Source organism: Variovorax paradoxus (genome assembly GCF_009498455.1).
Taxonomy (GTDB): domain Bacteria; phylum Pseudomonadota; class Gammaproteobacteria; order Burkholderiales; family Burkholderiaceae_C; genus Variovorax; species Variovorax paradoxus_H.
The window spans coordinates 3,238,466-3,265,381 of record NZ_CP045644.1 but is presented as its reverse complement, the minus strand read 5'-3'; the positions used below and the strand labels follow the sequence as shown (position 1 = coordinate 3,265,381).

Here is a 26,916-nt window from a genome sequence, read left to right as displayed (position 1 = left end):
AAACATCAGGTCGCGAGCGGCACCAGGGGAATGACCGCGTGCGTCTTGTTCTCCTGGTCGATCAGCTCACCAAGCAGCCGGCGGTATTGCATGAGCCCGGCGTCCGCCGCCATGGCGACCATCGGCGACTCGGGCGAGCTGTCGATCATTCGCTGCTGTGCCTCGAGGATCTGCTTGTCCTCAATGAAGGCCCGTTTCTGGCTCTGGTCGATCGACTCGGTGACCACGGCATCGTGAAGCCGGAAGTTGTGGGCCTGCATGAAGAAGTAGTGCGTCGACTTCGCAGTCTCCGGCGTGATGGCCTGGCAGCTGTGGAACTGCAGGGCGCCTGCCATGTCGTCGTCGGGGGTCGAGGCCGACTTGACGCCCGCATCGAGCAGCAGCACACCGGGAACGTGGAAGTCGTAGCGGAACCACCGGTCAACCTTGCCTTCGAAGCTGCCAAGGCGCTGGTCGAAGACAAGACGGGCATCAAGTTCAACCATGTCCCGTACTCGGGAGCGGCACCCGCCGTCGTGGCATTGCTCGGTGGACACATCGATGCGCTGGACGTGAGCCCGGCCGAAGTCGGCCCGCACGTGCTGGGCGGCAAACTCAAGATGCTCGGCATCATGGCCGACCAGCGCATCCCGGCTTTCGGCAACGTGCCGACGTTCAAGGAACGCAAGATCGACCTGGCATTGGGAACCTGGCGCGGCCTGGCGGTGCACAAGGCCACACCGCCTGCCGTGGTGGAAGTGTTGCGCCAGGTGGCACGCAAGACGGCCGACGACCCGGCGTTGCGCCAGGGCCTGGACAAACTCAACCTCGGCTTCGCCTACCTGGATGCCCCGGAGTTCGCGCAGGCGATGCAGCGCGACCACGAGTACTTCGGCAAACTCATCCGGACGACGGGCATCAAGATCTAGGGAAGGCCAAGGCCAGTGCATGCGCGAAGCCATCGGCATGCATGGGGCCGCGGGCTCACACGATCGCGGACACGTCCACGATGTACATCTGCCGCTGCGACGCGTGCACGGAGTCGATGCAGACCTGCTGGCCGTCGCGGCGCCAGCGCGGATGCAGGTCGCACCGGTTCTCCTTGCTCAGCTCAGGCGAGGCGTAGAAGCTGCCCAGGTCGTGGCGACGGCCGGTTTCCATGTCGAACAGGAACAGCACGCGCTCGTGCGTCTGTGCGTCGGGGTAGGTGTCGCTCAGCAACCAGCGCTTGTTCACCGGCGAGAAGGTCATGTGGCCGTTCTCCACCAGCACGCCGTCGCCGATCACGCGGACCTCCCCGCCCACGCGGTCGCGGTACAGGTGGTAGTGGATCTTTCCGGCGTGCGGGCCCCACACGATGATGTGGTCGTCGTCCTGCCACAGCGGGTGCGAGATCTGGTATTCGGACTTCTCGTAGTCGAAGGTGCCCACGGCCGTGGGGTCGAAGCCGTCGGCGAGCTGCGGCAGCGGGTGGTCGGAGCACTCCAGCAGGCGCAGGTCGGAGCCGTCCGGGTTCATCGTGAGGAGTCGGTGCAGAAAGCAGGTCTCGTCCTCGACGCGTTCGGTCCAGCGGTGCAGGAACAGCACGCGCGAGGACGACGGGTTGATCTCGATGTGGCTCACCCAGTGGATCGCCTTGTCCATCGACGCGCGCGGATGAAACTGGCGCAGGTCCTGGTAGCTCAACAGCAGCCGCGCCGCGCCCGTGGCCAGGTCGGTCGCATGGATGCCGTCGTCGGCTGGTGCCAGCGGCAGGTCGAACGGCCCGCCGGCTTCGCTGTAGCCGATGGTCGGGTGCGTGATGTACAGGCGCCGGTAATCCACGCTCAGTGCATAGCGGCTGTCGGGCGCCACCACGTAGATCGGCAAGGGCAGCACGCGCCTGGCGCCGGTGTCGACGTCGAGCACGGTGGCACCGAAGCCGGGGTAGAACGCCTGCGCATCGCCGGTGCGGCTGTTGTAGATCAGCTGTCGCCCCGGCGCGCCGTCGAGCCACTGCAGCTGGCTGCCCATCTGCCAGTTCCACGCCGTGGTGTCGCCGACCGCATGGAAGCGGTCGTTGTCCTGCAGGTCGAAGTAGCCGATGCGGGCGGCGGCCGTCGGTGTGAGTTCGGCGTCCATCCAGGGCACCTGCTGCGCCAGCAGGTAGCGCCCGCTGCGGTCCCAGGCGCTCTTGTTGTAGTAGCCGAAGAAATGGTGCTGCGCGCCATCGCCCACGCGGCGGCAGGGTGCCGATGCGGAGGCCAGCCGGGGTTGCTCGAGAAGTTGGTTCGACGACATGGGCTCACTCCGCGGCAATGCGGCCTTGCTGGATCACCTGGTCCCAGCGCTGCTTCTCGGCGGCGATGAACTTCGTTGCGACATCTCGCGTGTTCGCCACCGGCGTCATGCCCTGCTCCGACAGCCCCTTGCGGAACTCCGGCGCGGCGACGATCTTGCGGATGTCGGCATTGAGCTTGTCCGCGATGGCGTCGGGCACCTTGGCGCTCACCGCCACGGTGGTCCATGAGGTGGCCTCGAAGGCCGGGAAGCCGGACTCGATCGCGGTCGGCACCTCGGGCAGCGCCGGCAGGCGGGCCTTGCCCGTCACGGCCAGCGCCTTGAGCTTGCCGCCGCGGATGTGGGCCAGCGTGGTCGGCGGGTTCTCGAACATCAGCTGGATCTGCCCGGCCAGCAGGTCGTTCAGCGCGGCGGTGCTGCCCTTGTAGGGCACGTGCACGATCGGTGCGTTGGCGCTGAGCTTGAACAGCTCGCCGATCATGTGCACGGACGAGCCCACGCCGGCCGAACCGAAGTTGAGGGTGTCCGGCTGTTTGCGCGCCAGCGCCACCAGCTGCTTCAGGTCGTTGGCGGGCAGCGCGGGGTTCGCCACCACGACGTGCGGCATCTCGGCCAGCACCGTGACCACCTTCAGGTCGGTCGCGGGGTCGTAGCTCAGCTTCTTGAACACGCCGTAGGTCGCATGCAGACCGATCGAGCCGAGCAGCAGCGTGTAGCCGTCGGCCGGTGCGTCGGCCACGAACTTGCCGCCGATGTGCCCGCCTGCGCCGGGCTTGTTGTCGACCACCACCGACTGCTTGTACAGCTTGCCCAGCCGGTCGGCCAGCATGCGGGCCTGCACGTCGGAACTGCCGCCGGCGGTGAAGGGCACCACGAGCCGGATCATCCGGTCGGGGTAGGCCTGCGGCGGCGATGCCTGCGACATCGAAGCGACGCCCAGGGCCAGTGCGAGAAGGCCGAGGCCGGCGGCCCTGCGGGGCCATTGCTGTGTCATGCGTCTTCCTTGCTGTGCGCCGCGACGGCGCGATGGAGAGGGTGGATAGGGCGCAGTCTAGGAACGCAGCATCATTCTGAAAAATTCATTTTCATTCACAGGCTATGCAGAAAAGATATGCCATGCTTTCTGCCTTGCGCCGTGCAGCCCCAGGAGCCCCCCGAATGTCGCGACCATTGAACTTCCGCCAGATCGAGGCCTTTCGCGCCGTGATGCAGACCGGCACCACCACCGCCGCGGCGGCCCTGCTCCACACCACGCAGCCGTCCGTCAGCCGCCTGCTCTCGCAGATCCAGCATGCCACCGGGCTCAAGCTGTTCGACATCCACAAGGGGCGGCTGCGCCCCACGCACGAGGCGCGCCAGCTGTTCGACACGGTGCAGCGCCACTTCCTCGGCCTGGACCGCATCGAGCAAAGCGTGGCGGTGCTGCGCAAGTCGGGCGCAGGGTCGCTGCGCGTGGGCTGCACGCCGGCGCTCGGTCTCAGCGTCATGCCCGGCGTGATCCATGCGTTCTCTCGGCTGCACCCCGAGGTACACGTCAACCTGCAGACCGTCGGCACGCATGCCTTGCGCGAAGGCCTGCTCTACGGCCTGTACGACGTCGCGCTCAGCACCGCCGCTTTTCACGACCCGCAGCTCGAAGCGGTCTCGCTGCACAAGGCCAGCGCGGTGTGCGTCGTGCATCCCGGGCATGCGCTGGCGCACCGCGACGGCATCCATGTGCGCGACCTGAAGCACCAGGTGCTGCTCACGCTCAATGCCGACGACGAGATCCACCAGCAGTTCCTGCGCACGCTGCAGCAGCACCGCATCGAATGCGCCACCACGGTCGAGACGACCTATTCGGTCACCATCTGCATGATGGCTGCGCAGGGCACCGGCGTGGGCATCGTCAACCCCTACGTGGCTTCCGTGTTCGCACGCGACCTGAAGATTCTTCCGCTGTCGCCGCGTTGCCCCGTGGAGGTGTCGATGGCGTTCTCGCCACAGTCGGCGCCGTCCACCATCGCCGAGGAGTTCACCGCGCTGTTGCGGAACTACTTCCAGGCGTTCGTGATGCCCACCGCACGCAAGGTATCCAAGGAAGGCGCCTAACGCGCACGTCGGGCCACTTGCCGAGACCTGAACGCGAAATGCGGCTCACTGGCGGCTGCAGCCTTGCTTTGGAGATCTGCAATCATCGCAGTGATCATGTCCTGTCCAAGGTGACGGTCGGGTTCGGTTTTGATGCCCCCGGGATGCAACACAGCGGCAACGGATGCCCCACCGAAGCATTGCTGCCCCCCCGTCCCGCCAACGATGCGCCTTGCTGTATAGCCGACGATCACCACAGGCAAGTAGACACCCAGCTGTCAGTGACCGTGGTGTCGCAACGAGTAGATGCTCGCCGCAACCGACGGCCGCTCTGCAGCGAGTGCCGACATTCCTTGGCCTCGCGCGAATGGGTGCTATCGCCCACAGTCCCCATCTGGTCCAACGCGTTGGGCGTCGGCAACCAGTCTGAAGTGGCCTTAGCAGCCTCAACACACCTGCCTACTTCTCGACAAAGAACCTACTGCGCCTCGATGCCGAACTCCACCATCCGCTTGACGATCACGTCGAAGTCCCGCTTGTAGTTTTGAGCGAACTGCTCGGGCGTCGTGTTGAGCATCTCGAGGCCGCGCTCGGTCATCTTCGACTGAACGTCGGGCATCGCGGCCGCGGCGCGCAAGGCCGTGGTCAATCGCTCGACCACCGCGGGCGGCGTCTTCGCCGGCGCGACAAAAGCGATCCAGACCGCCGCTTCGAACAAGGGATCGTCGAAACCGAGTTCGCGCATCGTTGGCACCTGCGGCAGGACGGCAGAGCGCTCGCGCCCCATGATCGCCAGCGGCACGACCTTGCCTGCCTGCACATGCTGGCGGGCGAGACCGGCCGAGGTGAGGCCGACGCTCACGGTGTTGCTCAACAGGTCGGCCATCACGGGCGCCTCGCCGCGCTGCGGCACATGGACCATGCGCGCATCGAGCTTGCGATTGAGCGCCTCTCCTGCCAGGTGGCCCAGGCCGCCGGGCCCCCACGTGCCGTAGCTCAGCTGCTGGCCCGGCTTTGCCGCCAGCCTCCGGAAGTCGTCCATGTGCTTCACACCCAGTTCCAGGTTGGCGGAAAGGATGGCGGGACTGCGGACCACCTGGGTGAGAAAGACGAAATCGCGTTGCGGATCGTAGGGAAGGCTCTTGTAGAGCGCGACGTTGTTGATCAGCGAGTCGCCGAGGGTGACGGCGATCGTGTAGCCGTCGGGCGCGGCACGGGCGACCTCCCCCAAGCCGACGGCGCCGTTGGCCCCCGCCCGGTTGTCGACCACGACCGGCTGGCCCAGGGACTTGGCCACGCGCTCGCCGATGAGCCTCGCCACGAAATCATTCGCGCCACCGGCCTGCGCGGTGACGACGATGCGGATGGGCTTGGTCGGGAACGTGCCTTGGGCTAAGCCTGCAAGGGGCAACGTGGCGAGGACGGTCGTCAGGCTCAATGCCAGGAAGGTGCGGCGCATCGGGATCTCCTTTTTTGTGTGTTGCCGAGGGCTACGCGGCTTCGCGAACCGGCGAAGGCGCGCTGCGCTCCCGCTCGAACTCCTGCTGCAGCAGCCGGCGATAGCGGACCAACGCCTGGTCCATTCCGAGCAACAGCATCGGGACCTCGGGGTCGATGTTGAGATGCTGGGCCGTGATCGTCTCGCGGTCTTCTTCGAAGGCGCTCACGAGCCCGCGATAGATCGTGTCGGTCACGGCCGGGTCGTCGATGCTGCTGCGATGGGACTGCTGGAAGAAGTAGTGCGTGGTGGTCTCGGTTTCCGGCGTCAGCGTCTGGCAGCTGTGAAGCTGCACGCCGCCGCGCAGGCCGCCTTCCGCCTGGCCCACGGGCGCGCCGCCCGATCGCATCAGCAAGGTGCCGGGCAGCACGAAGTCGTAGATGAAGTAGCGATCGACATTCCGATCGAAGCGCTGGAACGATTGCCAGAATGGCGACGGCGGCACATCCGGAACGTGGCGCGTGACGCGGATGCCGCGGGGTATCGGCTCGATGGTGGGAATGGCCTGCGCGATCGCCGTCGAGCCGCCGAGCGTGCTTTCGTGCACATAGCTCAGGTGCGAGAAATCGAGCAGGTTGTCGCAGACCAGCAGATAAGGCGTGTCGTAGTGCACGTAGCCGGGCTTGTACAACCAGTCGGGATGGTCACACGAAAAGTTGTCGGGCAGCAAGGCTCGATCGGCCAAGGCCGGGTCCCCCATCCAGACGAAGATCCACTTGTTGTGCGAGACCACGGGATAGGTCCGCACGCGCGCCTTGACGGGAATGCGCGCCAGGCCCGGCGCTTCCACGCAGACGCCGCCGGCATCGAACTTGAGGCCGTGGTAGCCGCAGCGCACGCAGTCGCCTTCACGGCGTCCGCGCGACAGAGGCGCCTGTCGATGGCAACAGCGGTCCTGCATCGCGACCAGCCCGCCCTCGCTGGTTCGATAGACGAGGATCGGATCGTTGAGCACGCGCCGCGTGAACATGCCCTCGGCGGGAACTTCGTGTTCCCACGCAATGACGTACCAGCAATTTCGTATCCACATGCCTGTCTCCACAAAGTCCAGGCACTGTAGGAAATGCGGGCCATGCCGTCTGTCCCCGCAGAAGGGGACAAACGCGCCGCGCGGTCGGACGGCTAGTGAATGAAGCGCAGGAGCTGCTGGCGCCCGTGGATCGCCAGCTTGGCGTAGGCGCGCTTGCGCAGCGTCGCGACGGTGGACGCCGCGATGCACAGCTCGGCCGCGATGCCATCGATGCCGATGCCGCAAGCGATCCGCGCACACACTGCGCGCTCCCGGGGCGAGAGCAGCGGCGCCGTGCGCTGGAGCGCGCGTTCGATTTCGCGCCCACGCAGACTTGTGTCGGGCGATGCCAGATGCGCGAAGAGCGCGTTGCGGTGCGCGCTCTTGAGGATCGGCGCCAGCCCCAGCAGCCGTTGCACATCGGCTTCCTCGAACTTGCCGTCGTGCTGGTCGCGATAGAGGTTGATCGCGAACAGCGTTCGCGGCAGTGGCGCATAGAGAAAGCTCAAACGGCCGGTAAGTTGCCGCCCCACGAAGATCTGGTCACGCCACCCCGCGTCGGGAATGTCCGCCACGTCGTACAGCAGCGCGGTCACGGGCGCGTGCACCGAAGCTTCTCCCACCCTGCGCGTCGCCAGGCGCGTGAGCTCGTCGGCCTGCCGGAATCGGCTCTTGTAGAGCGAGAAGCACTCTGCCGTGATGTTCTGGTGGCGCCCCGTCGAATGGCCTTCCACCTGGGACGGCACGCCGTCCACGTATTCGACAAGCGAGATGTATTCGACAGGCACCACGTGGTTCACGAAGTCGAGCATCTCGAGCGCCGGCGCGCGTCCGTCGCCGGCGTCCAGCAAACGCGCGACCGCAGCGGCATCGAGCATGTGCCCTGCCGGCGGATTGTCGAGCAGCCAGGTTGAAGCCATCACGGCGGAATATAGGCAAGCCGCTGACGAATCAACAGGGTGAATGCCCTCAGCGAAGTTTTGCTCCGGGTAAACACCAGATAGTTGATATTGCAACTAGTTGGCATTCCAACCAAAATAGCGCCACCGAAACAGTCCAGCGCGGCGGCATTTCGGGCACGAACCACTACTGGAGACACACGATGAAATTCCACCGTCGCGCCCTTGCGTGCGCGCTCTTCGCTTCGGCTGCGCTGTCGCTCGCCGCCCCCCAGGCCATGGCGCAAAACGTGAAGGTCGGCATCATCGGGCCCTTCTCGGGACCGTTCGCCCACTACGGCTCGCTGTTCAAGGCAGCGGCGCAAGCCTATGTCGCAAGCCAGGGCGGCAAGCTGGCCGGCCAGAACGTCGAGTTCATCTACCGCGACACGGGCGGCCCCAACCCGGCCCTGACCAAGACTTTGGTCCAGGAGCTGCTGGTCAAGGACAAGGTCGACTACCTCGGCGGCTTCGTGTTCACGCCCAATGCCATGGCCGTGGCACCGCTGATCCAGCAGTCGCGCACGCCGACGGTCATCTTCAACGCTGCGACCTCCGCCATCACCGAGAAGTCCGAGTACTTCGTTCGCACGAGCTACACGCTGTGGCAGGTCACGGTTCCTGCGGCGCAGTGGGCGGCCAAGCAGAACATGAAGAAGGTCGTGACCGCCGTCACCGACTACGGGCCCGGCATCGACGCCGAGACAGCCTTCAAGAGCGAGTTCACCAAGCAAGGCGGCACCGTGGTCGAGAGCATCCGTATGCCGATCGCCACCACGGACTTCGGCCCCTTCGTGCAGCGCATCAAGGCCAGTGGCGCACAGGCCGTCTACACCTTCTTGCCGGGCGGCCCGCCGAACCTCGGGTTCGTCAAGGCCTACAACGAGAACGGCCTGGCCAAGGCCGGCGTGCAGTTCCTCGGCTCGGCCGAGACCGACGAGTACGACCTGCAGAAGTTCGGCGATGCTGCGCTGGGTTTGACGACGGTCTTCCACTACGCGGGCGCGCACGACTCGTCCGAAAACAGGAAGTTCGTCGCCGCGCTCAAGAAGCAGGACCCGAATGCGGTCGCCAATTACGCATCGGTCGGCGCCTGGGATGGCATGTACGTGATCCACAAGATGATCGAGGCCACCGGCGGCAAGAAGGACGGCGCCAAGGCTATGGCTGCAGCGCGCGCGCTCGCCTGGGAAAGCCCGCGCGGGCCGGTGAGCATCGACCCCAAGACGCGGCACATCACGCAGAACGTGTACCTGCGCAAGGTCGAGAAGGCGGGCGACGCGCTGGTCAACAAGGAGCTGCAAAGCTTCGGTGCGCAGACCGACTTCGGGCTGGAGAAGTGAGTTCGCGCGCGACGCGTCTCTTCTGACATTCCCGTGAACACCTTACTCAACATCCTCATCGACGGGCTGGCCTACGGCATGGTGCTGTTCGTCATTGCGGTCGGCCTGTCGGTCACGCTGGGCCTGATGCGCTTCGTGAACCTCAGCCACGGTGCCTTCGCCATGGTCGGTGGCTACTGCGCGGCCCTGCTCACACGCGAGGCGCAGTGGAGCTTCTGGCTGGCGGTGCCCGCCGCGGTCCTGGCGACGGCGCTGCTGGGTGGTTTGCTCGAAGCGCTCGTGCTGCGCCACCTGTACCGTCGAAAGGAACTCGAGCAGGTGCTGTTCACGATCGGCCTGAGCTTCGTGCTGATTGCCACGACCAATGCCCTGGTCGGTCCGCAGGTGCAGATGATTCCGCTGCCGCCGCTTCTTTCCGGCTCAGTCGACCTGGGCTTTCGCACCCTGCCCGCGCAACGCCTGCTGGTGATCGGTGCCGGCTGTGCCGTGGCGGCGCTGGCCGCGTGGACGGTGTCGTGCACCCGCTTCGGCATCTGGCTGCGCGCGGCGGTCGACCACAGCGGCACCGCGTCGTCGCTCGGCATCCCGATCCGCACGGTGCAATGCGCGAGCTTTGCCGCGGGTGCCGCGCTGGCCGGCTTGGGCGGCATTCTCGGCGCCGAACTGATGCCGCTGGAGCCCTACTACGCGCTCAAGTACCTCGTGCTGGTCCTGGTGGTCGTCTCCGTGGGCGGCATGGGCTCCATCACCGGGTCGCTGCTGGCGGCTGTGCTGCTGGGCGTCATCGAGACCGCCAGCAAGTACCTCGCGTCGGAATGGGGAAGCCTGTTCTTCTTTGTCGCGATGGCCCTGCTCCTGGCCTGGCGTCCCAACGGTCTGCTGAAACGATGAACACCATGACAACCCTCACTCCGGTGCTCGCCGCAGCACCTGGCCAGGCCGCGGCACCGCGCTGCGCGCCGGCCTGGCGTGCGCCTCTCGGCGTGTTGCTGGTCGGCATGGTCGCCTGCACCTTGTTGCCGGACCAGCTGGGCCTGATGACGCGGATCTTCATCACCGCGCTGTTCGTGCTGTCGCTGGACCTGGTCGTGGGCGTCGCAGGCCTGGCCACACTGGGCCACGCCGCACTGTTCGGCATGGGCGCCTACGCAGCGGGCATCTTCGCGCTGCAGGTCCATCCAGACCCGCTGGTCGGCCTGGCGGTCGGCATCGCCGCCGGCGCGGGCTTGGCCGTGTTGTCGGGCGCGTTCCTGCTGCGCTTTCAGGGCTTCACGTTCCTGATGCTGACTGTCGCGATCTCGCAGATCCTGCTGAGCCTGGCGCAGAAGGCCCGGCACTGGACCGGCGGCGACGACGGCTTGTCGGGCTTCGTGATGGGGCCGCTGCTGGGGCGCTTCGAATTCGATCTCGAGGGCCGCGCCGCGGCGCTTTATGCACTGGTGGTGCTGGCCGTGCTTTTCTACGTCGCGCGGCGAATCGTCGACTCGCCTTTCGGCCTGGCCGTGCGCGGCATCCACGAGAACCGCGCCCGCATGGCGGCACTGGGCACGCCGGTGTTCGCGCGGCTGTGGGTGCTGTACACCGTGGCCGGCGCGATGGCCGGCGCCGCCGGCGCCCTGTCGGCGCAGACCAATGCCGTGGTCGGCATGGACAGCCTCTCCTTCGCGCTGTCCGCCGAAGCGCTGGTCATGCTCATCCTGGGTGGCGCCGGGCGGCTCACCGGCGCGCTGATCGGCGCCACGGTCTTCACGGTGCTGCATCACACGGCGGCCTCCATCAACCCGTACCACTGGCTGTTCGTGGTGGGCGCCTTGCTCATGCTGGTGGTCCTGGTGTCGCCGGCCAAGGCCTGGGCCTGGTTGCGCCGCCGCAGCGGAGGTGCGCGATGAGTGCACTGCTCGAACTCAAGTCACTGAACAACCGCTTCGGCGGGCTTCACGTGACGCGCCATGTGTCGTTCGCGCTGCAGGCCGGCGACCGGCTGGCATTGATCGGCCCCAACGGCGCGGGCAAGACCACGCTCGTCAACCAGATCAGCGGTGTCCTCGCGTCCGACAGTGGCGAGATCTGGCTGCGCGGACAGAACGTCACGCAGCTGAGCCAGGCCAAGCGCGTGCGCGCCGGCCTGGCTCGCACCTTCCAGATAACGACGCTGGCGCCGCACATCGCTGTCCAGCGGCAGATCGAACTCGCGCTTTTCGAACGCGAAGGAATGACCGGCCGCATGTGGCGCAGCATCGATGCCTACCCTGCCCTGCAGGCGGAGGCGCAAGGCATCCTGACGCGCTTCGGCCTGCGCGCCCATGCGGCCACGGCCACGCAGGACCTGGCCTATGGCGAGCAGCGTCTGATCGAAATGGCACTGGCGCTGGCGCTGCGACCGCAGGTCGTCCTGCTCGACGAACCCATGGCCGGCGTGCCCAAAGGCGACGGCGAGCGTCTGCTGGCCGCGCTGGATTCGCTGCCGGGCGACCTGGCCGTGCTGATCATCGAGCACGACATGGACCTCGTGTTCCGCTTTGCCAACCGGATCGTGGTGCTGGCCGAAGGGGCCGTGCTGGCCGATGGCTCTCCCGACGACATCCGCCGCGACCCCAAGGTGCGGGCCGCCTACCTGGGAAACTGAAATGCCCAAATCCCTGCTCGAACTCGAGGACGTGGTGGCCGGCTACGGCCCCACGACCGTGCTCAATGGCCTTTCATTCGAGATGGCGGCGCGCGAGCGCCTGGCCATGGTCGGACGCAACGGCGTCGGCAAGACCACTGCGCTGCGCGCCATCATGGGATTGGTGCCGCTGCGCAGTGGCCGCATGAGGTTCAGGGGCCAGGACATCTGCGCGCTCGCACCGCATCAGCGTGCAGACCTCGGCCTGGGCTACGTGCCGCAGACCCGCGACATCTTCCCTTCGCTGACCGTCGAGGAGAACCTGCTGGCCGGGCTCAAGCGGCGCCCGCGCAGCGCACTGGACGAGGCCTACACGCTGTTTCCCCGGCTCGCCGAGCGACGCCGCAATGGCGGCGCCCAGCTTTCGGGCGGCGAGCAACAGATGCTTTCGGTCGCCCGTGCACTGCTGGGCCAGCCTTCTCTGCTGCTGTTGGACGAACCGCTCGAAGGCCTCGCGCCGCTGATCCGCCTGGAGCTGCTCCAGGCCTTCCACAACCTGAGCGAGCGCACCGGCATCGCTGTCGTGATCGTCGAGCAACAGGTCGACGAGGCACTCGGCTACGCCGAACGCGCGCTCATCCTGGACCACGGTGCCGTCGTCCACAGCGGCAGCGCCTCGGCGCTGCTCGACGACTCCCAGACGCTGGAGCGCTGGGTCGGCATGGCCGTGCACTGAAGACGCAAACCCCGCGATGAACACCATGACGAATGAACTGATGCTGCGCGTCGCCCGGCGTGTCGAAGAAGCCGACGACGTGTGCAGCTTCGAACTCGTGCCGCAGGACGACCTCGTCTTGCCCGCCTTCTCGGCGGGGGCGCACATCGATGTGCATGTGGCGCCCGGCTTGATCCGCCAGTACTCGCTGAGCAACGATCCCGCCGAACGCGGCCGCTATCGGATCGCGGTGCTGCGGGAGCCGGCCTCCCGTGGAGGATCGGCCGGCATGCACGACAGCGTTCGGACCGGTGACGTGCTGCGCGTGAGCGCTCCTCGCAATCACTTTCCCCTGGTCGACGCGCCTCGCAGCCTGCTGCTGGCCGGCGGGATCGGCGTGACGCCCATCCTGGCCATGGCGCGCGCATTGCATGCGCAAGACCGGGATTTCGAGATGCACTACTGCGGCCGCAGCGCAAGCCGGATGGCGTTTCTCGACGAGCTCGCGTCCGCACCTTTCGCGCGCCGCGTCGTCCTCCATGCCGACGACGTGCCGGATCAGAAGTTCGACGCCCGGCACGTGCTGTCGCAGCCCGCAGGCGACACGCACCTGTACGTGTGCGGGCCGAATGGCTTCATGGACCACGTCCTCGAAACCGCCAGGGCGCTCGGCTGGCCCGAGGCGCAACTGCACCGCGAGTATTTCGCCGGCGTGGCCACGGCCCTGGCGACGGACGGCAGCTTCGAGATTCGCGTGGCGAGCACGGGCCTGAGCTGCCAGGTGCCCGCCGGCAAGACAGTCATCGAGGTGCTGGCAGCGCATGGCGTTGAAGTGCCGACCTCCTGCGAAGCCGGCGTGTGCGGGACGTGCCTGACGCGCGTGCTGGAAGGCACGCCCGACCACCGCGACAGTTTTCTCACCGACGCCGAGCGCGCCGCCAACGACCAGTTCACGCCCTGCTGCTCCCGGGCCCTGTCCCCGCTGCTGGTGCTCGACCTCTGATCCGCCCGCCCCTTCAAGGAGAACCCCCGATGACCACGACCTGCATCCCCATTAAGAACGCCGCCGACAACGCAGACATCCGCCGCTTTCCGCTCGACCAGTGGTACGTGGCCGGCTTCTCGTCCGAGCTCACCGACAAGCCCGTCGCGCGCACCTTCCTGAATCAGAAGGTCGTGCTGTTTCGCACCGGCGAAGGACAGGTCGCGGCATTGGAAGACCGTTGCTGCCATCGCTCGCTGCCGCTGTCGTGCGGAACAGTCGAAAGCGCCGGCGTGCGGTGCGGCTACCACGGCCTGCTCTACGCGCCGAGCGGGCAGTGCATCGAGATTCCCGGCCAGGAGCGGGTTCCGTCCAAGGCCAGGGTGAAGGCCTATCACGTCGTCGAGAAGAACAAGATCATCTGGATCTGGATGCCCCGCGACGAAGCGGCCCCGCCCACGCGCACGGCGCCGGACTATCCGCTCCATGACGATCCGCGATACAAGTTCGGCAGCGGCAACTACCACTACCAATCGCCGTGGCAACTGATCCACGACAACCTGCTCGACCTGAGCCACCTGGGCTATGTCCATCTGCAGACCATCGGCGGCGACGCCAAGCTGCACATGAACGCGCCGATGAAGGTGACCTCCGAAGGCGAGCAGGTCAAGGTCGTGCGCCTGATGCCCGACTCGGCGCCGCCGCCCACCTACCGTGCGGCCTGGCCCTTCGGCGACAAGTGCGAGCGCTGGCAGGAGATCGAATTCGACGTGACGCACCTGCGGATCTGGACCGGCGCAGTCGAGCCGGGCACGGATGCCATCGACGACCCCGATCGCGGCGGCTTCCACATGCGCGGCTTTCACGGCATCACGCCCGAGACCGACGAGACCTGCCACTACTTCTGGAGCATGGCCAGCACCAAGCATCCCGACATGCCCGACAACATCGACGCCGTGGTCCAGCAAACCGCCTTCACCTTCGATGAAGACCGCACTGTCATCGAGGCGCAGTACCGGAACATGCGGGCGTTCGGCGACAAGGCGAACTGGATCGACATTCACGTCGATGCCGGAGCCAACCGCGCCAGGCGCATCGTGGCGGAACTGCTCAGGAAGCAGGCGGCCGCCGAGCCCACCGATGCCCAGAACACGGCCAGCCCGTGAGTCCACAGCACCTTCCATGGTGAATGCCGGCACCATCGCGGACCACCGAGGGAAGCTACAGTGGCGGCAGCAACTCTGGTTCTCTTCCGATGCCTCGTACCAAGACCCCCTCCGCGCGAAAGAACGCCTCCAAGCCCGCGGCAGGTGATGTGATCAATCTCGACAACTACGCCCCCGCCTATCTCACCTGGATCGCCAACAAGCTGTCGAGCGGCGCTTCGCAGGCGTACCTTGCAGCCTTCGACGTCGGTATCGAGAGCTGGCGGGTGCTGGTGTTGCTGGCCATCGAAGGCTCGATCTCGGCACAGAAGGCCTGCGGCATCATCGGCATGGACAAGGCCTCGATGAGCCGCTGCTTCAAGACCATGCAGGCGCGCGGCTTCATCGAACTCAGTCTCGATCCTCAGGACGGACGCGCCCGCATCGCGACGCTGACGCCGGCCGGCCGCGCCGTGCACGACCAGATCCGGGACATCGCCATGGAACGCGAGCGGGCCTTCCTGTCGGTCCTGTCGGCGGCCGAGCGCAAGGTGCTGCTGGACCTGCTGCGACGCCTGCACGAAAACCTGCCGGCGGTCGAGGCCGCCACCCGCGATCATTTCAGCCGGCACCACCCTCACGCATTGCAGCGGCGAGGACCCAAGGATTCCGAGTCCTGAACACTCTCTTCGCCCCCCATTTGGGTGTTTTTGCAAGAGGAAACGCCGGTTAGGAGTTCATGACCACGTTCCTGGATATCAAGCGTAGCGCTTCCATGACAGCCATCGTGTTCATGTCACCAAATACGATCAGCACCGTGTTTCGCAAGAATGCTGTGCTGCTGTAAGAGGGGCGACTAGAACATGCGGCAGTCGGACCGTACGACCGCAATGCAGCGGTTGCCGACGTTTGCACGATGCGCGCGATCGGCGTCTATCGGCCGGGAGCGGCCCCCGGTGAACGGCAGCTCTCGGACGCCTTCCCCTAGACCGCAGACCTGCGCTTGATTTCTACAAAATTTGCCAGGTTTTGAGGGCGAGAACGCTACAGAAAGCTGTCAGCGCAGCAACGATAGCTCCTAGCGCCCAGATCGCCCGTAGAAGCTGCGACTTCTCGTTAGCTTGGCTTGCCGTCATCTTCACCATCTGTGCAGCCAGCGTCGGAACGTCGTGCTCGACGCCCCTGTAGCTCTTCAACAGGAACTCTAGTTGGGTCGTGGTCTCACCCTCGAATGCGATGAGCTTGCGAACAGACTCCGCGGCCCTCACGATCGCCTCTGAATGTTCTGCGGCAAGCGCTCGATGCTCCTCTGAGCTTGCCTGCGCCCGGGACGTAGCCTCCAGAAGTGAGTGCGTCCGATCTTGGAGTGCAACAGTGCTCGCGGCGACATGCTCAAATTCGCTCTCCAGCCTTCGGAGCGTCTGCGCGATGCGGCTGTCACTTTCCGAGGCCCGCAGCCTGTCTTCTTCTACGCGGGAGGCAAGTTGCTCAATCGACCCGTGTTGCTGCACGGCAAGCGCACCCAGGCGCTCTGAGCGCTCCAGCAGTGTTGAGCTGTCGACTTGAAGACCGTCGATGAGTTCCGAGTGAGCAAGTGCGCCCTCAGTCAGGCGGTCAACGTCCGCTCGAAGAGCATCCGCCGCTTCCGCAGTCGCGTCGATTTTTTCTTGTGTCGAACGCGATGAATCGAGAATTGCGCTGAACATCTCCTTGGCCGCGCTCGCAACTCGCTTTCCACTTTCCGAGAGCACGTGAATCTTGCCATCGCTGTCTCTCACGCCTTCGTTGATCTGACGTTCGAACTCGGCAAAAACGCTGGCGAGGTACACGTATCCCAACGTGTTGAGCGCAAGGACCTCTTGGTTTAGGCGAACTAGCAAGTCGTTGATACGGCTCTGCGACTTGGCGGTGGAGACTAGGTCATCGCGGCTGCTGGTGACCAAGTTCTTGAAGAAGCCGCGGCTTTCAATTTCAGCGACCTTGAAATTGGCTTCCTTGGCGGCTTTCTCTATCTCTTTGACGAGGCCCAAGAGACGTGAAGCTTGGCCTGCGGGCGCTATCGTTTTCGGCGGCTTTAATTGGATCAGGGCTGTCATTTCTTGATCGACTTCAGCAGTTGCTCGAGACCATCGACTTCGTTGCCGTAGGCCGCGATGGACGTATCGAGGGCTGCCCCGCGGACTTGCCGCTCCGCCGTGTGAGTTTGGACGCTGAGACGAAGCTCGGCGTTCGCTCTTGTCATCAGCTCTTCGGATGCGTCCAGCATGAAGCACGTGCGCCGCATGCTCAAGAGCGTGACTTGATTGCTGCGTTGCACGTCGGCAAATTTCTTGTTCCGAAATGCCAGACTCGATTTCAGATGGTCGAAGGCAAGGAGCAGAATGATGCCGCCCACGCTTACCAGCGCGCCGGAGATCACCGTAGCCAGTTCGTTAGCAAAGGGAGCGAGTAGGGGGAGCGTCTGAAGCATCTTGGCAATGGCTTCTTGAGCACCGATGCCAATCACGGTGGCTGCGGCGCCACCGATGATGGCTAGTACGTCACGCGCGATTTCAGACTTCGTCATACCGGGCTCAGGCGCTACGACGACCTTGAGTGCACGAACAAGCGCAACGACCGTTTCACGAATGATCGTGACCACATTGCTGACGGTCGTGATAAACGAGTTGATGAGAAAGGTTGCCAAGCTGGAGAGCAGTCCGGAGACGGCCGAGGCCAAGCCCTCTTTGAGGAATTCCGCCCACTTGGTCTTCATCTCTTCGATCACGGCCTTTGCGCGGGCTGTGAGGACGGACTTGATCTTTTGAATGTCGCGAAGCCCGTCTCGCGCAAGCTGACGAATGTCTGAGACTACGCCCTTGAGCAAGCTGCGAAGCGCCAATCCGACAATCTGGCGAAGTGCGACCTTGCCGGCCTCGATCCCGCCCTGCAATGCAAGGTCCTGAGCGTTCTTCTTGAGAACGGCGCGGTCTTGAATTCGATCGACGGCCTCGCGAGCCTTGGCGTCCACCTCGTCCATCTTTTCGCGGTCCACCTCAAAGGCTTCGGCGTTCTTAACCGAACGATCCTTGGAGCTCGGCTTGTCTGCCCAGTCCTCCAGCTTGTGGTCACTTTTTGACTGGTTCATCCGCCCGTCCGCCCACACGAGATTGTTTTCATGGGTGGCCGTGTTGACCCGCTCATCGCGCGTCTGAGCGAAATTTCCTTTCGAGGAGCGCTCGATTTCGGATGCTGAGACGACGTGGTCGCGGTGCGCCTGGCCGTTGCGAGGAAGTTCTTTGCCGGTGTACGCATCAACTGGCGGCGCTTCTTCCTGAAAGAACTCTTTCCGTTTCTCGGCCTTCTTGCGCGCTGCGTCGTAGTCCTTGCGGTCAAACTTTTCGGTCTGTGCGTTCTGGTAGGCCTGGCGACGCGCAGCGTCGTCTGCGTTGGCGGTGACTCCCTTCTCGAAATTGCTGAGCGTGGTCACGTTGCCGCCATCGACATCTGCGAGCAGGTCCGCCGAAAGCCCGAACGGGCCGATCAGTGTGTTCAGCAGCGACGCCTGGAGGTCATCTAGGACTTTGGCGTTGTCATGTGACGGCGAGCTTGATTCGATGATGCGAATGAGCCGCTCGGTCTCGTCATTAATCCACACGGTATCACCCTGGGTACGGATGCTTTCTGCCATGACCTCCTCCATTGTTAGATGCTTTCTGTTACATTTTATGTCGCATGTGGCATTCTTGCAATAGTCGGCAGCGGAGATCGACTTGACGTTGCGGATGTCCCTCCACTCAGGAACTGGCTGGCCGACGTCTCGGCGCGTCGAGGACACTCAGTCAGTAGTGCTGGGCAGGCTCTGTCTGGTGCTGCGCTGATGCGATCTTGGAGGAGGCCTATGCAGCCAGCCCAGAATGTCAGGTTTCGGGCAGTCGGATCGGCACGATGAACGACTGCTGTGCGCACCGAGCAGTCGGTCGCACGGCAACCTTGAACTGCCGCTGACAGTCAGAAGCAGGCACTCGGAGTTTGTCGTTGCATGACGCAGATCTTTTCTCACTCTGCCCCAAGCTTCGTTCACGTCCGGGTATGTAGCACGTACCGCCCCACAGGCCGCCAGCCACCCGGCGGCGCTATTGCCAACTTTTCAGCAAACCTTAACCCACGTAAATGCCTGCTTATAGCGGGTTAGCGCGGGCAAGCCGCTGCCGTCTAGAGGTGGCCGATGATCCCGAACATCGCATCAACCTCAACCTTTGCGCCTGGGGGATGAAGAACCATAAACAGGGAGTTCGGCAGTAGCGCCGTGTTGACTCGATACCGTGGGTACCCCTGCGGCCGGGGTGGCATGGGGTCGTCGATGCGGATGAAGCCCGGCGCAGGCGCCTTGAAGCTGGCGGGCGGGATTAGTGCGAGTACTTCCCCATGCAGCTCATCTGTCGGAGTGGATCGAATGCGGCGAATCGCCGCGAGCGTGCGGGCGAGTTGCCTGTCGGTGTCAACCAACTCCGCCGCCACGTCACCCAGAGGCGCGAAGAAGTGAAAGGCATCCACAATCTGAGCAAGCCTGCGTACTTGTGCCGCCTTGGCCTCGGGGCCAGGAAACACTATCCAGCCTGCGGCCGGCGCCGCGCCCACTTCGCCGTGATCGTGATCGGCGCCTGCGACGCTCGACGGCTCACAGGTGTCCGCCGCGTAGATGTAGTGCGCCCACAGCTCCGTCAGGCATCCCTCCCGGATGGGCACCAAGCACAAGCACCGCGCCTCGCAGCTGGTTGCAGCGAGTAGCGCTCGCGCGGCCTCCCCCGCCTGAACGGAGAGCCGGGGCAACAGCGCTTCCAGCGCATCGCAGACGCTAGCAACTCGGATAAACATTGACATGAAGAGGGCTCCAATCGGATCGAGGTATCGCGGACTCTGGTGCGGCACGCGATCAAACTCGCTGCCGTTGGGCGCGCATGAAACTAAACACTGGTGCGAGCCCCGTTCCCGATCCTTGATCCGCGCAGGCATCGACGTGCCATGCCAACGCGCACGCGCATGAAAGTCGCTAGCCTCTGAAGCGGCCCCGGCGTGGGGCTAGGCGCGGCACACGCACGGTGAGCAGCGGGGCGTTGGCCCGACGAGCTGCAGACCGCAGCTTCCTGGACTACACGTAGTTGGCGCGCAACCTCCCATTGGCACGCAGATGGAAGGCTGGCAACGGCGCCGTACCACCCGGTGTGGCTGCGCCTCCTCTTCGCCGCCGAAGCCTCTGTCGTGGTCCGGCAGCCCGCTGTCGATCCAACGCTTCAGCGCCTGTACCTGCTCCGCTGTCAGCGCCTGCCTGCCCGCGCGCGAGATGTAGTCGATGGCGCGGTCGCCCGTTCCACCGAACATCTGCTTGAGGATGGCCAAGAACTGCGGTGCCTTCGCCGCGATCTGCTGCGGCGTCAGGAATCGTGATACCGCCGGATCACCAACCGCGTACCTGCTGCGAATCTTTCGGAAGTTGTGCTCGTGCACGCCCCCATCCCGACTGTTGTAGCCCCCGGCCGCATTCACGATGATGTTCCCGTCAGGCCATAGCCCTCGCATACGCTTCTCTGGCAGCTTGCGGTATGCGGCCAAGTGACTCACAACCTCTTCGATCTTCATGTAGCCGAAGATCATCTGCGGGTGCTGCGCGTGTTTGGAAAGCACGAAGAAGATGGTTTGTCCGCGCGCCGCCTTCTTCCTCAGGTCCGGGCGGCAGATCCCCCAAGTCGGCGGCGACGACCAGAAGTGCGGATCGTTGTCTACTGGCCAGCGTCCCCGTTCTCTTTGCGTCCTAGCAACCGTCTTGAACGAGTTGGCGATGTACATCATTCCCGCGCTCACTTGTCCTCCTGTTGTGCAAATCGCGCGAGCTTGGCACAAATTGGTAGGCAAACGCACGGGCAAGCCCGCGCAGAAGCGGAACAGCGCGCACAACTCCGCGCCCCGCGCCGTTTCTCAGTTGCGCGCGCCAGCACCGGACAAGGCATGAAGTGGGAAGGCAACGACGAACGGGAGCAGCGCGGACAGGAGGCGGCGAAGCCCCACCTCCCGCCGTTGTCCTCGTCGTCGCCCTCCTCACCGCCACAGACTCCCCTACTCCTTCTTCCCCCTCTTCATCTTCTCCCACTTCTCCTTCCAGCACTGGTAGCCCCACCCTTCGTCGAACATCTCGCGCAACGTGCAGAACGCGCGCGCCTGCTGCGCCGGCGTCGCTACGGACATGATGTCGATGCCGGTCTTCTCCATCACCTCCTTCTTGCTCTTGGCGAACGAGCCCGGGTAGTCGGTAAAGGCGTTGGTCCCACCGCGCAGCCACAGCTCCAGCCGCTGGCGCAAGCTCCGGGAGAGCTTGCCAAACAGCACCTCATTCGGCACACGGCCTTCGGTGGGCAACACCTCCCTCACCTTCTCGTCGAGCATGCGACGGGCTACGTCGGCCGTCCACGCGGAGGGATCACGCAGCCCCAGCCGCTTCAGTTCGTCGGCGCGCAGCGTGAGTTCAAACCGGATCAACCCAGCGGCCCTCTTTGTCAGCGCAGCGGCCGCGTACACACGGGGTCCCATCGGCTTCTTCGCGATCTGCCTGCCCTTGTCGTACGCCTTCAGGGTCTGGCGCGACGAGTGCTGCCGCCAATACAGCGTTTCCTTCTTGTACGCCGTGTAGTCCTGGGACCTGGCGACAGTGTGGCGCCGCAGCGCGGCCATGAAGTATTGGGCTCGCCTCGCCGACCCACACCAAAGGTGGTTGGCGTAGTCGACGCGCAGCAACTCGAAGTCACCGGCACGGTAGGCTTGCTGCTCCTCGGTCGTCGGGCTGATCCGAGCACGGCGCAGCACCGCGCCGATCATCTCGATTGCACCTGCCATCAGGTCTTCGTGTCCGACGAGGTTCTGGCCCGTGAGGAACCGCGGCATTGAGGCCTCGATGTACAGTGCCTCGCCTCCGTCGGCGTTGTCGATGGTGGCGAACGTGCCCTTGTGTTTTCCGCGCACCTTGTAGTGCCCATCGTTGTGAAAGATGCGCTTTGGATGCTGCTGCCGCAGCAGGTAGAGGTTCTCGTGCTTCACCCGCACTTTGACCTTCACCGTATCGAACAACGAAGACTGGAATCTCTTTGCCTTCGCACTATCAATGTCTGCATTCTTCTTCATGATGATCTATTCGTATCTCTGGATTGATCTGTACTGATTGCATGCGTGTACTCGTTGCGTATGCGTGTATTGGTACTGGCATACACGCATGTACGCATGTACGCATACGCACGGATGCGCTGTATTACGAGAGGTCGGGTCCGGCCTGCCGACGTGCCACCGCACGATCTCGCTCGCGCGAGCGCTCTTTCATGTACCGGAGTACCTCGTCCCTGCTCCACATCACGCGACGCCCAGCGCGCAAGGGGCGAGGAAGCGGATCTTTCGCGTCGCTCATGCGGTTGTAGATCGAGCTGCGCGCGAGCGTCGTCACGGAGCTCACCTGCCGAATGGTCAGGTACGGCGGGAGCCCTTCGTGCTGCGATGTTCCGCCAGGAGCGGTTGGGCCAGATGGAATTGCGATTTCATTTGCGTTCATTTCAAACCTTCTTGTGCGCACCGAAATTCGGAGCACGCCCCATTTACAGTTTGAGGTTCCGAAACGCAGATTTATTTTTTGACCCACTCGCAGCGCCTTCGACGCTCTCGAATTTCGCGTGCGAGATCGGGCACAACGCTGTGCGCACGCGCTGCGATCACATCGGTGTTCGCAGCGTGCCTTGCGCTCGTGGGATGCGACCAGCGTGTGCGATTCGCGTTGAAAACGGATGGTGATTTCGGCGCGCATCGAACGCGCGCGCAACCACGTCAGCGCATTTCGTGCCGATGCACGCATGCCTGGTTGTGCGGTTTTTTTGAAGTTGTTTTCGCGTCGACGCGATCCGATGGTGGGCGCGCCTCGAACGCGGGGAGACGCAACGGTGCGTGCTCAACACCTTCGCTACAAGATTCCCATCTCCGCCATCGAGTACGCCGCGCCTCGTGCAACGACGACATGGTCGAGAACGCTCACGTTGATCAAGCGCAGCGGCTCATCGATCTTGCGTGTGTGATCGTCTCATCGGCTCTGGAAGAGCTGCACGTTTCCGCGGGGATAGTTGTGAGTGAGCACCACGGTTGCCGCGTTGCTCCCATCGCCCTCTTCACGGCCTCGCGCGGATGGACCGCCGTCTGGATCAAGGTGCCGCGAAACAGCACCTTCATTTCGATGAACTGTTGTTGCGAGCGCAGAAGTGTCACGGCGAACACTTCGTGGTCGATGCGCCGCGGATGCAATTGCAGGAACTTCTTCACCGTATTCGATGTGCTCAGCATCGGCTTCTCGCGCAGCTTCTGGGACAGCGCGCGTCGCGCCAACTCCAGCACGGTCACCAACTCTGCGCGTCGGGAAGAAGGACGCAAGCCCTCGACCTGCGCGAGTTGATCGGGTGACACATACAGGAGGCCCGCGCGGTCACCGAACTCATCCAACAATCCGCGCGCCAACGCTCGAACGTTTTTTCCGGGTGCGCCCGTGAGGAGCACGATGGCCAAGAGGTCGCAGTCGGAGAGCGCACTCGCACTGCTGTCCAGCAATTGGTATCAGGGGCGGGAATTCGGAGGCGCAAATGTCGATCAACCCACGCGGCGCCTTGCTCCGCGCGGTCAGTGCGCAGCCTGCCCCGAAACTGGCTTGCAGAGCGCGGCCAGGCGAATCATGAGCGCCGTGATGGCGCCGAGTTCCGCGAGCAACCAGCCAAGCGCCTCGATCGCGTCGGAGCTGATCGTCTTGTCCTCGCACTCTGGCGCGGCATAGGCCATCATGGAACCTACCGCCGACATGCCCAAGTTCATGGCGGCAGCCGCAGCTTGCGCGTGCAGAATAAGCCCATTCAGAACTGCGCCATCGGTAGCTCGCGGGTCGGGATCTCCGTTGGCGTCCAGCTTCAAGCGGGGGAGTAGCTCGAAGAGCTCTTGCATGTGCCGTAGCGACTCCGGCATGAGATGTCGCGTTCCGCGACCGACCGGCAACACATCCGGCTCCTCTCGGCGCCTGCGAGCCTTGCGCTGTCGGCGTGTTCCCGTTCCTTCTGCTGTCGGGGTTTGCATCTCGGTGGTGTTTTCCTGGGGCATTCCCAGACAGTACAGCCTGCTGCGCGCAATTCCTACCGCGCCCAACCCGCCCCGCAACCTAACTTTTTTACTACCTTGTCGTCCAACCCCATCCAAGCCAGTCCAGCTCAAAAAGGGGGTAGGAAAGGGAGTAAAAAAGCGCCATGCAGCTGTAAACCGCATGGCGCTTATGTTTGTGGCGGAGTGGACGGGACTCGAACCCGCGACCCCCGGCGTGACAGGCCGGTATTCTAACCAACTGAACTACCACTCCTGGTAGATCAACGTTCGCTCCTTGCGGAACCGAGTGTTGACAACTCGTGCCTGCTTCACCGAAGTGAAACTGGCGACCCTACGGGGATTCGAACCCCGGTAGCCACCGTGAAAGGGTGGTGTCCTAGGCCTCTAGACGATAGGGTCAAAACCTTGGACGTGCTGCGATCAGCATCTCTAACCTTCTCGACACTTTGATGGTGGAGGTAAACGGGATCGAACCGATGACCTCTTGCATGCCATGCAAGCGCTCTCCCAGCTGAGCTATACCCCCGTGTGGGTGTCGAGCCTCGAATTATAGCCCGATTTTTCAGGCCTTTTTCAATCGCTCGATAACTTTTTCGCGGGAAAAAATTTCGAGCACTGAATCGAGGGACGGTGTCTGCGATGTTCCCATCACAAGCACTCGTACTGGCATCGCTAACACGGGCATTTTCAGCGCGTGTGTCGCGAGGACTTCCTTGATCATAACTGCGATTGCGGCCCTCTCCCAGGCGACCGTCATCAATTTTTCAACGAGCGTTGCGATCGCAGGCTTCACTGCATCGGTGATGTGCTGCGCGCGGTCTGCATCGCTCACTTCGATGTCTGCATAAAAGGCCGCAGCCCAACCAGCGAGCGCCACAGTCGTATCGCAGCGGTCTTTGAACAGTGCGCAGATCGCAGGCAAACGCGCGTCGGCGACGATGCCTCGCTTTTGCAACTGCGCTGCAACAAGCGGTGCGAGTTCGTCGCCGCTCTTGGCCTTGATGTACTGCGCGTTCACCCACGCGAGCTTGGCTGCATCCCACTGCGCGGGGCTCTTCGAGAGGTGCGTGCCGTCGAACCAGCTCACCATCTGCTCGCGCGTGAACAGCTCGTCGTCGCCGTGGCTCCAGCCGAGGCGCGCGAGGTAATTGAGCATGGCTTCGGGCAGGTAACCGTTGTCTTCGTAGGCGGTAACGCTCACGGCGCCGCGGCGCTTGGAGAGCTTCTGTCCGTCGTCGCCGAGGATCACGGGCACGTGGCCGAACTGAGGCAGCGGTGCGCCGAGCGCGCGGAAGATGTTGATCTGCCACGGCGTGTTGTTGATGTGCTCGTCGCCGCGGAACACGTGCGTGATGTTCATGTCCCAGTCGTCGACCACCACCGCAAAGTTGTAGGTCGGCACACCATCAGGACGCAGGATGATGAGGTCGTCGATCTCGCGGTTGTTGATGGTGATCTCGCCCTTGACGAGGTCGTTCCACGTCACGTCGCCTTCGGGCGGATTGCAGAAGCGCACCACGGGCGGCACGCCTTCGGGCACGGGCGGCAGCACCTTGCCCGGCGCCGGACGCCAGCGGCGGTCGTACAGCGTCTTCTCGTTGCGCGCGCGTTGCGCTTCGCGCATCTCATCGAGCTCGGCCGGCGTGCAGTAGCAGTGGTAGGCCGTGCCGGCCGCGAGCATCTGCGCGATGACTTCGCGGTAGCGCTCGAGGCGCTGCATCTGGTAGATCGGACCTTCGTCGTAGTCGAGGCCCAGCCAGTGCATCGACGCAAGGATCTGGTCGGTCGAGTCCTGCGTGGAACGGGCCACGTCGGTGTCCTCGATGCGCAGCACGAACTCGCCGCCGTGGTGGCGCGCATAGGCCCACGAATAGAGTGCGGTGCGCGCCGTGCCCAGGTGAAGAAAGCCGGTGGGAGACGGTGCGATGCGGGTGCGAACTTTGCCGGTCATGAAATGAAGAATCAGGATGTCAGGGTGCTCAGGCCGCGCGAAATGTCGGCCGTGATGTCGTCGATGTATTCGAGGCCGACCGCGAGGCGAATCAGCCCCTGGCTGATGCCGGCGGCCTGGCGCTGCACCTCGGTGAGACGGCCATGCGAGGTCGTGCCGGGATGCGTGATGATGGTCTTGGTGTCGCCGAGGTTGGTGGCGATGCTCACCACGCGCGTGCTGTTGATCACGTGGAAGGCGTTGGCGCGCGCGGCTTCGGGCGTGTCGCCGACCACGTCGAACGACACCACCGCCCCGCCCTGCCCCGACTGCTGGCGCATCGCGAGTTCGTGCTGTTCATGCGAGGCAAGACCGGGGTAGTACACGCGTGCAACCGCGGGCTGCTGCTCGAGCCACTGCGCCACGGCCATTGCATTTGCGCATTGCGCCTTCATGCGGATGCCGAGCGTTTCCATGCCCTTGAGCACGACCCATGCATTGAATGGCGACAGCGCCATGCCGGCGGTGCGCACCACGGGGCCGAAGACGTCGACGATGAGCTTCGACGGACCACAGATCGCGCCCGCCATCACGCGGCCCTGGCCGTCGAGGTACTTGGTGCCCGAATGGATGATGAGATCCGCGCCCAGTTCGGCGGGGCGCTGCAGGATCGGCGTGCAGAAGCAGTTGTCGACCGCGAGCAAGGCGCCCGCGCCGTGGGCCAGGTCGGCCAGCGCCTGGATGTCGCAGACTTCCGTGAGCGGGTTGGTCGGGGTCTCGGCGAACAGCAGCTTGGTGTTGGGCTTGAGCGCCGCGCGCCATTCGGTCACGTCGGTCTGCGAGACAAAGGTGGTCTCGACGCCGAACTTGGCGAACTCCTTGCCGAACAGGTTCAGCGTGGAGCCGAACACCGAGCGCGAGCAGATCACGTGATCGCCGGCCTTGAGCAGGCCCATGCACATCATGAGGATCGCGCCCATGCCGGTCGAGGCGCCGATGGCGGCCTCGGTGCCTTCGAGCGCGGCCAGGCGCTGCTCGAAGCTGGCGACCGTGGGGTTCGACGTGCGCGAGTAGGTGAAACCGGCCTCGGTGCCGGCGAAGCGGCGGGCCGAGGTTTCGGCGTCGGGCTGCACGAAGCCGCTCGTGAGGAACAGAGCCTCCGAGTGCTCGCCGTGCTGGCTGGGTGCCAGGCCGGTGCGCAGCGCGAGGGTGTCGCGGTGCAGGCCGGGCGGCAGGGTGCGTTCGTTGTCGCTCACGTCGGCCCTCTCTTCTTTCTTT

Annotated in this window: 27 protein-coding genes and 3 tRNA genes; 10 read left to right on the top strand and 20 right to left on the bottom strand. The window is 64.3% G+C overall.

Going from position 1 to position 26,916, the window contains the following annotated elements; translation table 11 throughout:
* Nucleotides 1–5: 5 nt before the first annotated feature.
* Nucleotides 6–485 (bottom strand): hypothetical protein, encoded by a 480-nt coding sequence (locus GFK26_RS34260; protein WP_228122018.1) that lies wholly within the window; start codon nucleotides 483–485, stop codon nucleotides 6–8.
* Between GFK26_RS34260 and GFK26_RS34255 the strand changes: the two genes are divergently transcribed.
* Nucleotides 396–908 (top strand): tripartite tricarboxylate transporter substrate-binding protein, encoded by a 513-nt coding sequence (locus tag GFK26_RS34255; RefSeq protein ID WP_228122017.1) that lies wholly within the window; start codon nucleotides 396–398, stop codon nucleotides 906–908. The two genes, GFK26_RS34260 and GFK26_RS34255, sit on opposite strands and share 90 nt — an antisense overlap.
* Nucleotides 909–963: 55 nt before the next feature.
* Here GFK26_RS34255 and GFK26_RS14985 read toward each other — a convergent pair whose 3' ends face one another.
* Both GFK26_RS14985 and GFK26_RS14980 read right to left on the bottom strand, forming a co-directional pair.
* Nucleotides 964–2,259, bottom strand: a complete 1,296-nt coding sequence (locus GFK26_RS14985) for a hypothetical protein (protein WP_153282628.1) — start codon at nucleotides 2,257–2,259, stop codon at nucleotides 964–966.
* 4 nt (nucleotides 2,260–2,263) lie between these two features.
* Nucleotides 2,264–3,253: a tripartite tricarboxylate transporter substrate binding protein gene (locus tag GFK26_RS14980; protein ID WP_153282627.1), complete on the bottom strand. Its 990-nt coding sequence runs from the start codon at nucleotides 3,251–3,253 to the stop codon at nucleotides 2,264–2,266.
* Between the two features lie 164 nt (nucleotides 3,254–3,417).
* Between GFK26_RS14980 and GFK26_RS14975 the strand changes: the two genes are divergently transcribed.
* On the top strand, nucleotides 3,418–4,350 hold the full coding sequence (locus GFK26_RS14975) for a LysR substrate-binding domain-containing protein (protein ID WP_153282626.1): 933 nt from the start codon (nucleotides 3,418–3,420) through the stop codon (nucleotides 4,348–4,350).
* 457 nt (nucleotides 4,351–4,807) lie between these two features.
* On the opposite strand, the gene GFK26_RS14970 is transcribed toward GFK26_RS14975, so the two are convergent.
* The 3 genes from GFK26_RS14970 to GFK26_RS14960 form a co-directional block, all read right to left on the bottom strand.
* Entirely contained in the window at nucleotides 4,808–5,788 is a 981-nt protein-coding gene (locus GFK26_RS14970) for a Bug family tripartite tricarboxylate transporter substrate binding protein (protein WP_153282625.1), read from the bottom strand.
* A gap of 31 nt (nucleotides 5,789–5,819) precedes the next feature.
* The gene (locus GFK26_RS14965) at nucleotides 5,820–6,857 is read right to left on the bottom strand and encodes an aromatic ring-hydroxylating dioxygenase subunit alpha (protein WP_153282624.1); all 1,038 of its coding nucleotides are present in this window, start codon (nucleotides 6,855–6,857) and stop codon (nucleotides 5,820–5,822) included.
* A gap of 92 nt (nucleotides 6,858–6,949) precedes the next feature.
* On the bottom strand, nucleotides 6,950–7,756 hold the full coding sequence (locus GFK26_RS14960; protein ID WP_153282623.1) for a helix-turn-helix transcriptional regulator: 807 nt from the start codon (nucleotides 7,754–7,756) through the stop codon (nucleotides 6,950–6,952).
* A 182-nt stretch (nucleotides 7,757–7,938) separates the two neighbouring features.
* On the opposite strand from GFK26_RS14960, the gene GFK26_RS14955 reads away from it, so the two are divergent.
* From GFK26_RS14955 to GFK26_RS14920, 8 genes are all read left to right on the top strand, one after another.
* On the top strand, nucleotides 7,939–9,117 hold the full coding sequence (locus GFK26_RS14955) for an ABC transporter substrate-binding protein (protein WP_153282622.1): 1,179 nt from the start codon (nucleotides 7,939–7,941) through the stop codon (nucleotides 9,115–9,117).
* 33 nt (nucleotides 9,118–9,150) lie between these two features.
* Entirely contained in the window at nucleotides 9,151–10,008 is an 858-nt protein-coding gene (locus GFK26_RS14950) for a branched-chain amino acid ABC transporter permease (RefSeq protein WP_095946463.1), read from the top strand.
* Nucleotides 10,009–10,013: 5 nt separating this feature from the next.
* Nucleotides 10,014–11,006 carry a branched-chain amino acid ABC transporter permease gene (locus GFK26_RS14945; protein ID WP_194274082.1) on the top strand — a complete coding sequence of 331 codons (993 nt, stop codon included), beginning with the start codon at nucleotides 10,014–10,016 and terminating at the stop codon, nucleotides 11,004–11,006.
* Nucleotides 11,003–11,743 (top strand): ABC transporter ATP-binding protein, encoded by a 741-nt coding sequence (locus GFK26_RS14940; RefSeq protein WP_153282620.1) that lies wholly within the window; start codon nucleotides 11,003–11,005, stop codon nucleotides 11,741–11,743. The genes GFK26_RS14945 and GFK26_RS14940 overlap by 4 nt, the downstream gene beginning before the upstream one ends.
* 1 nt (nucleotide 11,744) lies before the next feature.
* Entirely contained in the window at nucleotides 11,745–12,458 is a 714-nt protein-coding gene (locus tag GFK26_RS14935; protein ID WP_153282619.1) for an ABC transporter ATP-binding protein, read from the top strand.
* A gap of 25 nt (nucleotides 12,459–12,483) precedes the next feature.
* On the top strand, nucleotides 12,484–13,440 hold the full coding sequence (locus GFK26_RS14930) for a PDR/VanB family oxidoreductase (RefSeq protein WP_416222556.1): 957 nt from the start codon (nucleotides 12,484–12,486) through the stop codon (nucleotides 13,438–13,440).
* A gap of 29 nt (nucleotides 13,441–13,469) precedes the next feature.
* Nucleotides 13,470–14,585, top strand: coding sequence for an aromatic ring-hydroxylating dioxygenase subunit alpha (locus GFK26_RS14925; protein WP_153282617.1), 1,116 nt, complete (start codon nucleotides 13,470–13,472; stop codon nucleotides 14,583–14,585).
* A 149-nt stretch (nucleotides 14,586–14,734) separates the two neighbouring features.
* Nucleotides 14,735–15,244, top strand: a complete 510-nt coding sequence (locus GFK26_RS14920; protein WP_228122016.1) for a MarR family winged helix-turn-helix transcriptional regulator — start codon at nucleotides 14,735–14,737, stop codon at nucleotides 15,242–15,244.
* A 330-nt stretch (nucleotides 15,245–15,574) separates the two neighbouring features.
* Here the strand turns inward: GFK26_RS14920 and GFK26_RS14915 are convergent, their stop codons facing one another.
* The 14 genes from GFK26_RS14915 to GFK26_RS14855 all read right to left on the bottom strand — a co-directional run bounded on the left by GFK26_RS14915 (nucleotide 15,575) and on the right by GFK26_RS14855 (nucleotide 26,894).
* Nucleotides 15,575–16,660 (bottom strand): hypothetical protein, encoded by a 1,086-nt coding sequence (locus GFK26_RS14915; protein WP_153282615.1) that lies wholly within the window; start codon nucleotides 16,658–16,660, stop codon nucleotides 15,575–15,577.
* Complete coding sequence (locus tag GFK26_RS14910; protein WP_153282614.1) at nucleotides 16,657–18,234, bottom strand: hypothetical protein; 1,578 nt, start codon at nucleotides 18,232–18,234, stop codon at nucleotides 16,657–16,659. Before GFK26_RS14910 ends, GFK26_RS14915 begins: the two co-directional genes overlap by 4 nt.
* A gap of 524 nt (nucleotides 18,235–18,758) precedes the next feature.
* A complete protein-coding gene (locus GFK26_RS14905; protein ID WP_153282613.1) occupies nucleotides 18,759–19,427 on the bottom strand; it encodes a hypothetical protein in 669 nt (222 codons plus the stop codon).
* A gap of 198 nt (nucleotides 19,428–19,625) precedes the next feature.
* Entirely contained in the window at nucleotides 19,626–20,393 is a 768-nt protein-coding gene (locus GFK26_RS14900) for a hypothetical protein (protein WP_153282612.1), read from the bottom strand.
* Nucleotides 20,394–20,657: 264 nt separating this feature from the next.
* On the bottom strand, nucleotides 20,658–21,716 hold the full coding sequence (locus tag GFK26_RS14895; protein ID WP_153282611.1) for a phage/plasmid replication protein, II/X family: 1,059 nt from the start codon (nucleotides 21,714–21,716) through the stop codon (nucleotides 20,658–20,660).
* 124 nt (nucleotides 21,717–21,840) lie between these two features.
* Complete coding sequence (locus GFK26_RS34685; protein ID WP_416222569.1) at nucleotides 21,841–21,993, bottom strand: hypothetical protein; 153 nt, start codon at nucleotides 21,991–21,993, stop codon at nucleotides 21,841–21,843.
* A gap of 543 nt (nucleotides 21,994–22,536) precedes the next feature.
* A complete protein-coding gene (locus tag GFK26_RS34480; protein WP_265590142.1) occupies nucleotides 22,537–22,608 on the bottom strand; it encodes a hypothetical protein in 72 nt (23 codons plus the stop codon).
* Between the two features lie 5 nt (nucleotides 22,609–22,613).
* Nucleotides 22,614–23,120 carry a JAB domain-containing protein gene (locus GFK26_RS34475; RefSeq protein WP_265590141.1) on the bottom strand — a complete coding sequence of 169 codons (507 nt, stop codon included), beginning with the start codon at nucleotides 23,118–23,120 and terminating at the stop codon, nucleotides 22,614–22,616.
* 120 nt (nucleotides 23,121–23,240) lie between these two features.
* Entirely contained in the window at nucleotides 23,241–23,555 is a 315-nt protein-coding gene (locus GFK26_RS14880; protein WP_153282609.1) for a hypothetical protein, read from the bottom strand.
* A 329-nt stretch (nucleotides 23,556–23,884) separates the two neighbouring features.
* Nucleotides 23,885–23,961 (bottom strand) — tRNA-Asp (locus GFK26_RS14875).
* 70 nt (nucleotides 23,962–24,031) lie between these two features.
* Nucleotides 24,032–24,107 (bottom strand) — tRNA-Glu (locus GFK26_RS14870).
* Between the two features lie 51 nt (nucleotides 24,108–24,158).
* Nucleotides 24,159–24,234, bottom strand: a tRNA-Ala gene (locus GFK26_RS14865).
* A 36-nt stretch (nucleotides 24,235–24,270) separates the two neighbouring features.
* The gene (gene gltX / locus GFK26_RS14860) at nucleotides 24,271–25,659 is read right to left on the bottom strand and encodes a glutamate--tRNA ligase (RefSeq protein ID WP_153282608.1); all 1,389 of its coding nucleotides are present in this window, start codon (nucleotides 25,657–25,659) and stop codon (nucleotides 24,271–24,273) included.
* Nucleotides 25,660–25,670: 11 nt separating this feature from the next.
* The gene (locus GFK26_RS14855) at nucleotides 25,671–26,894 is read right to left on the bottom strand and encodes an O-succinylhomoserine sulfhydrylase (RefSeq protein ID WP_153282607.1); all 1,224 of its coding nucleotides are present in this window, start codon (nucleotides 26,892–26,894) and stop codon (nucleotides 25,671–25,673) included.
* Between the last annotated feature and the right edge of the window lie 22 nt (nucleotides 26,895–26,916).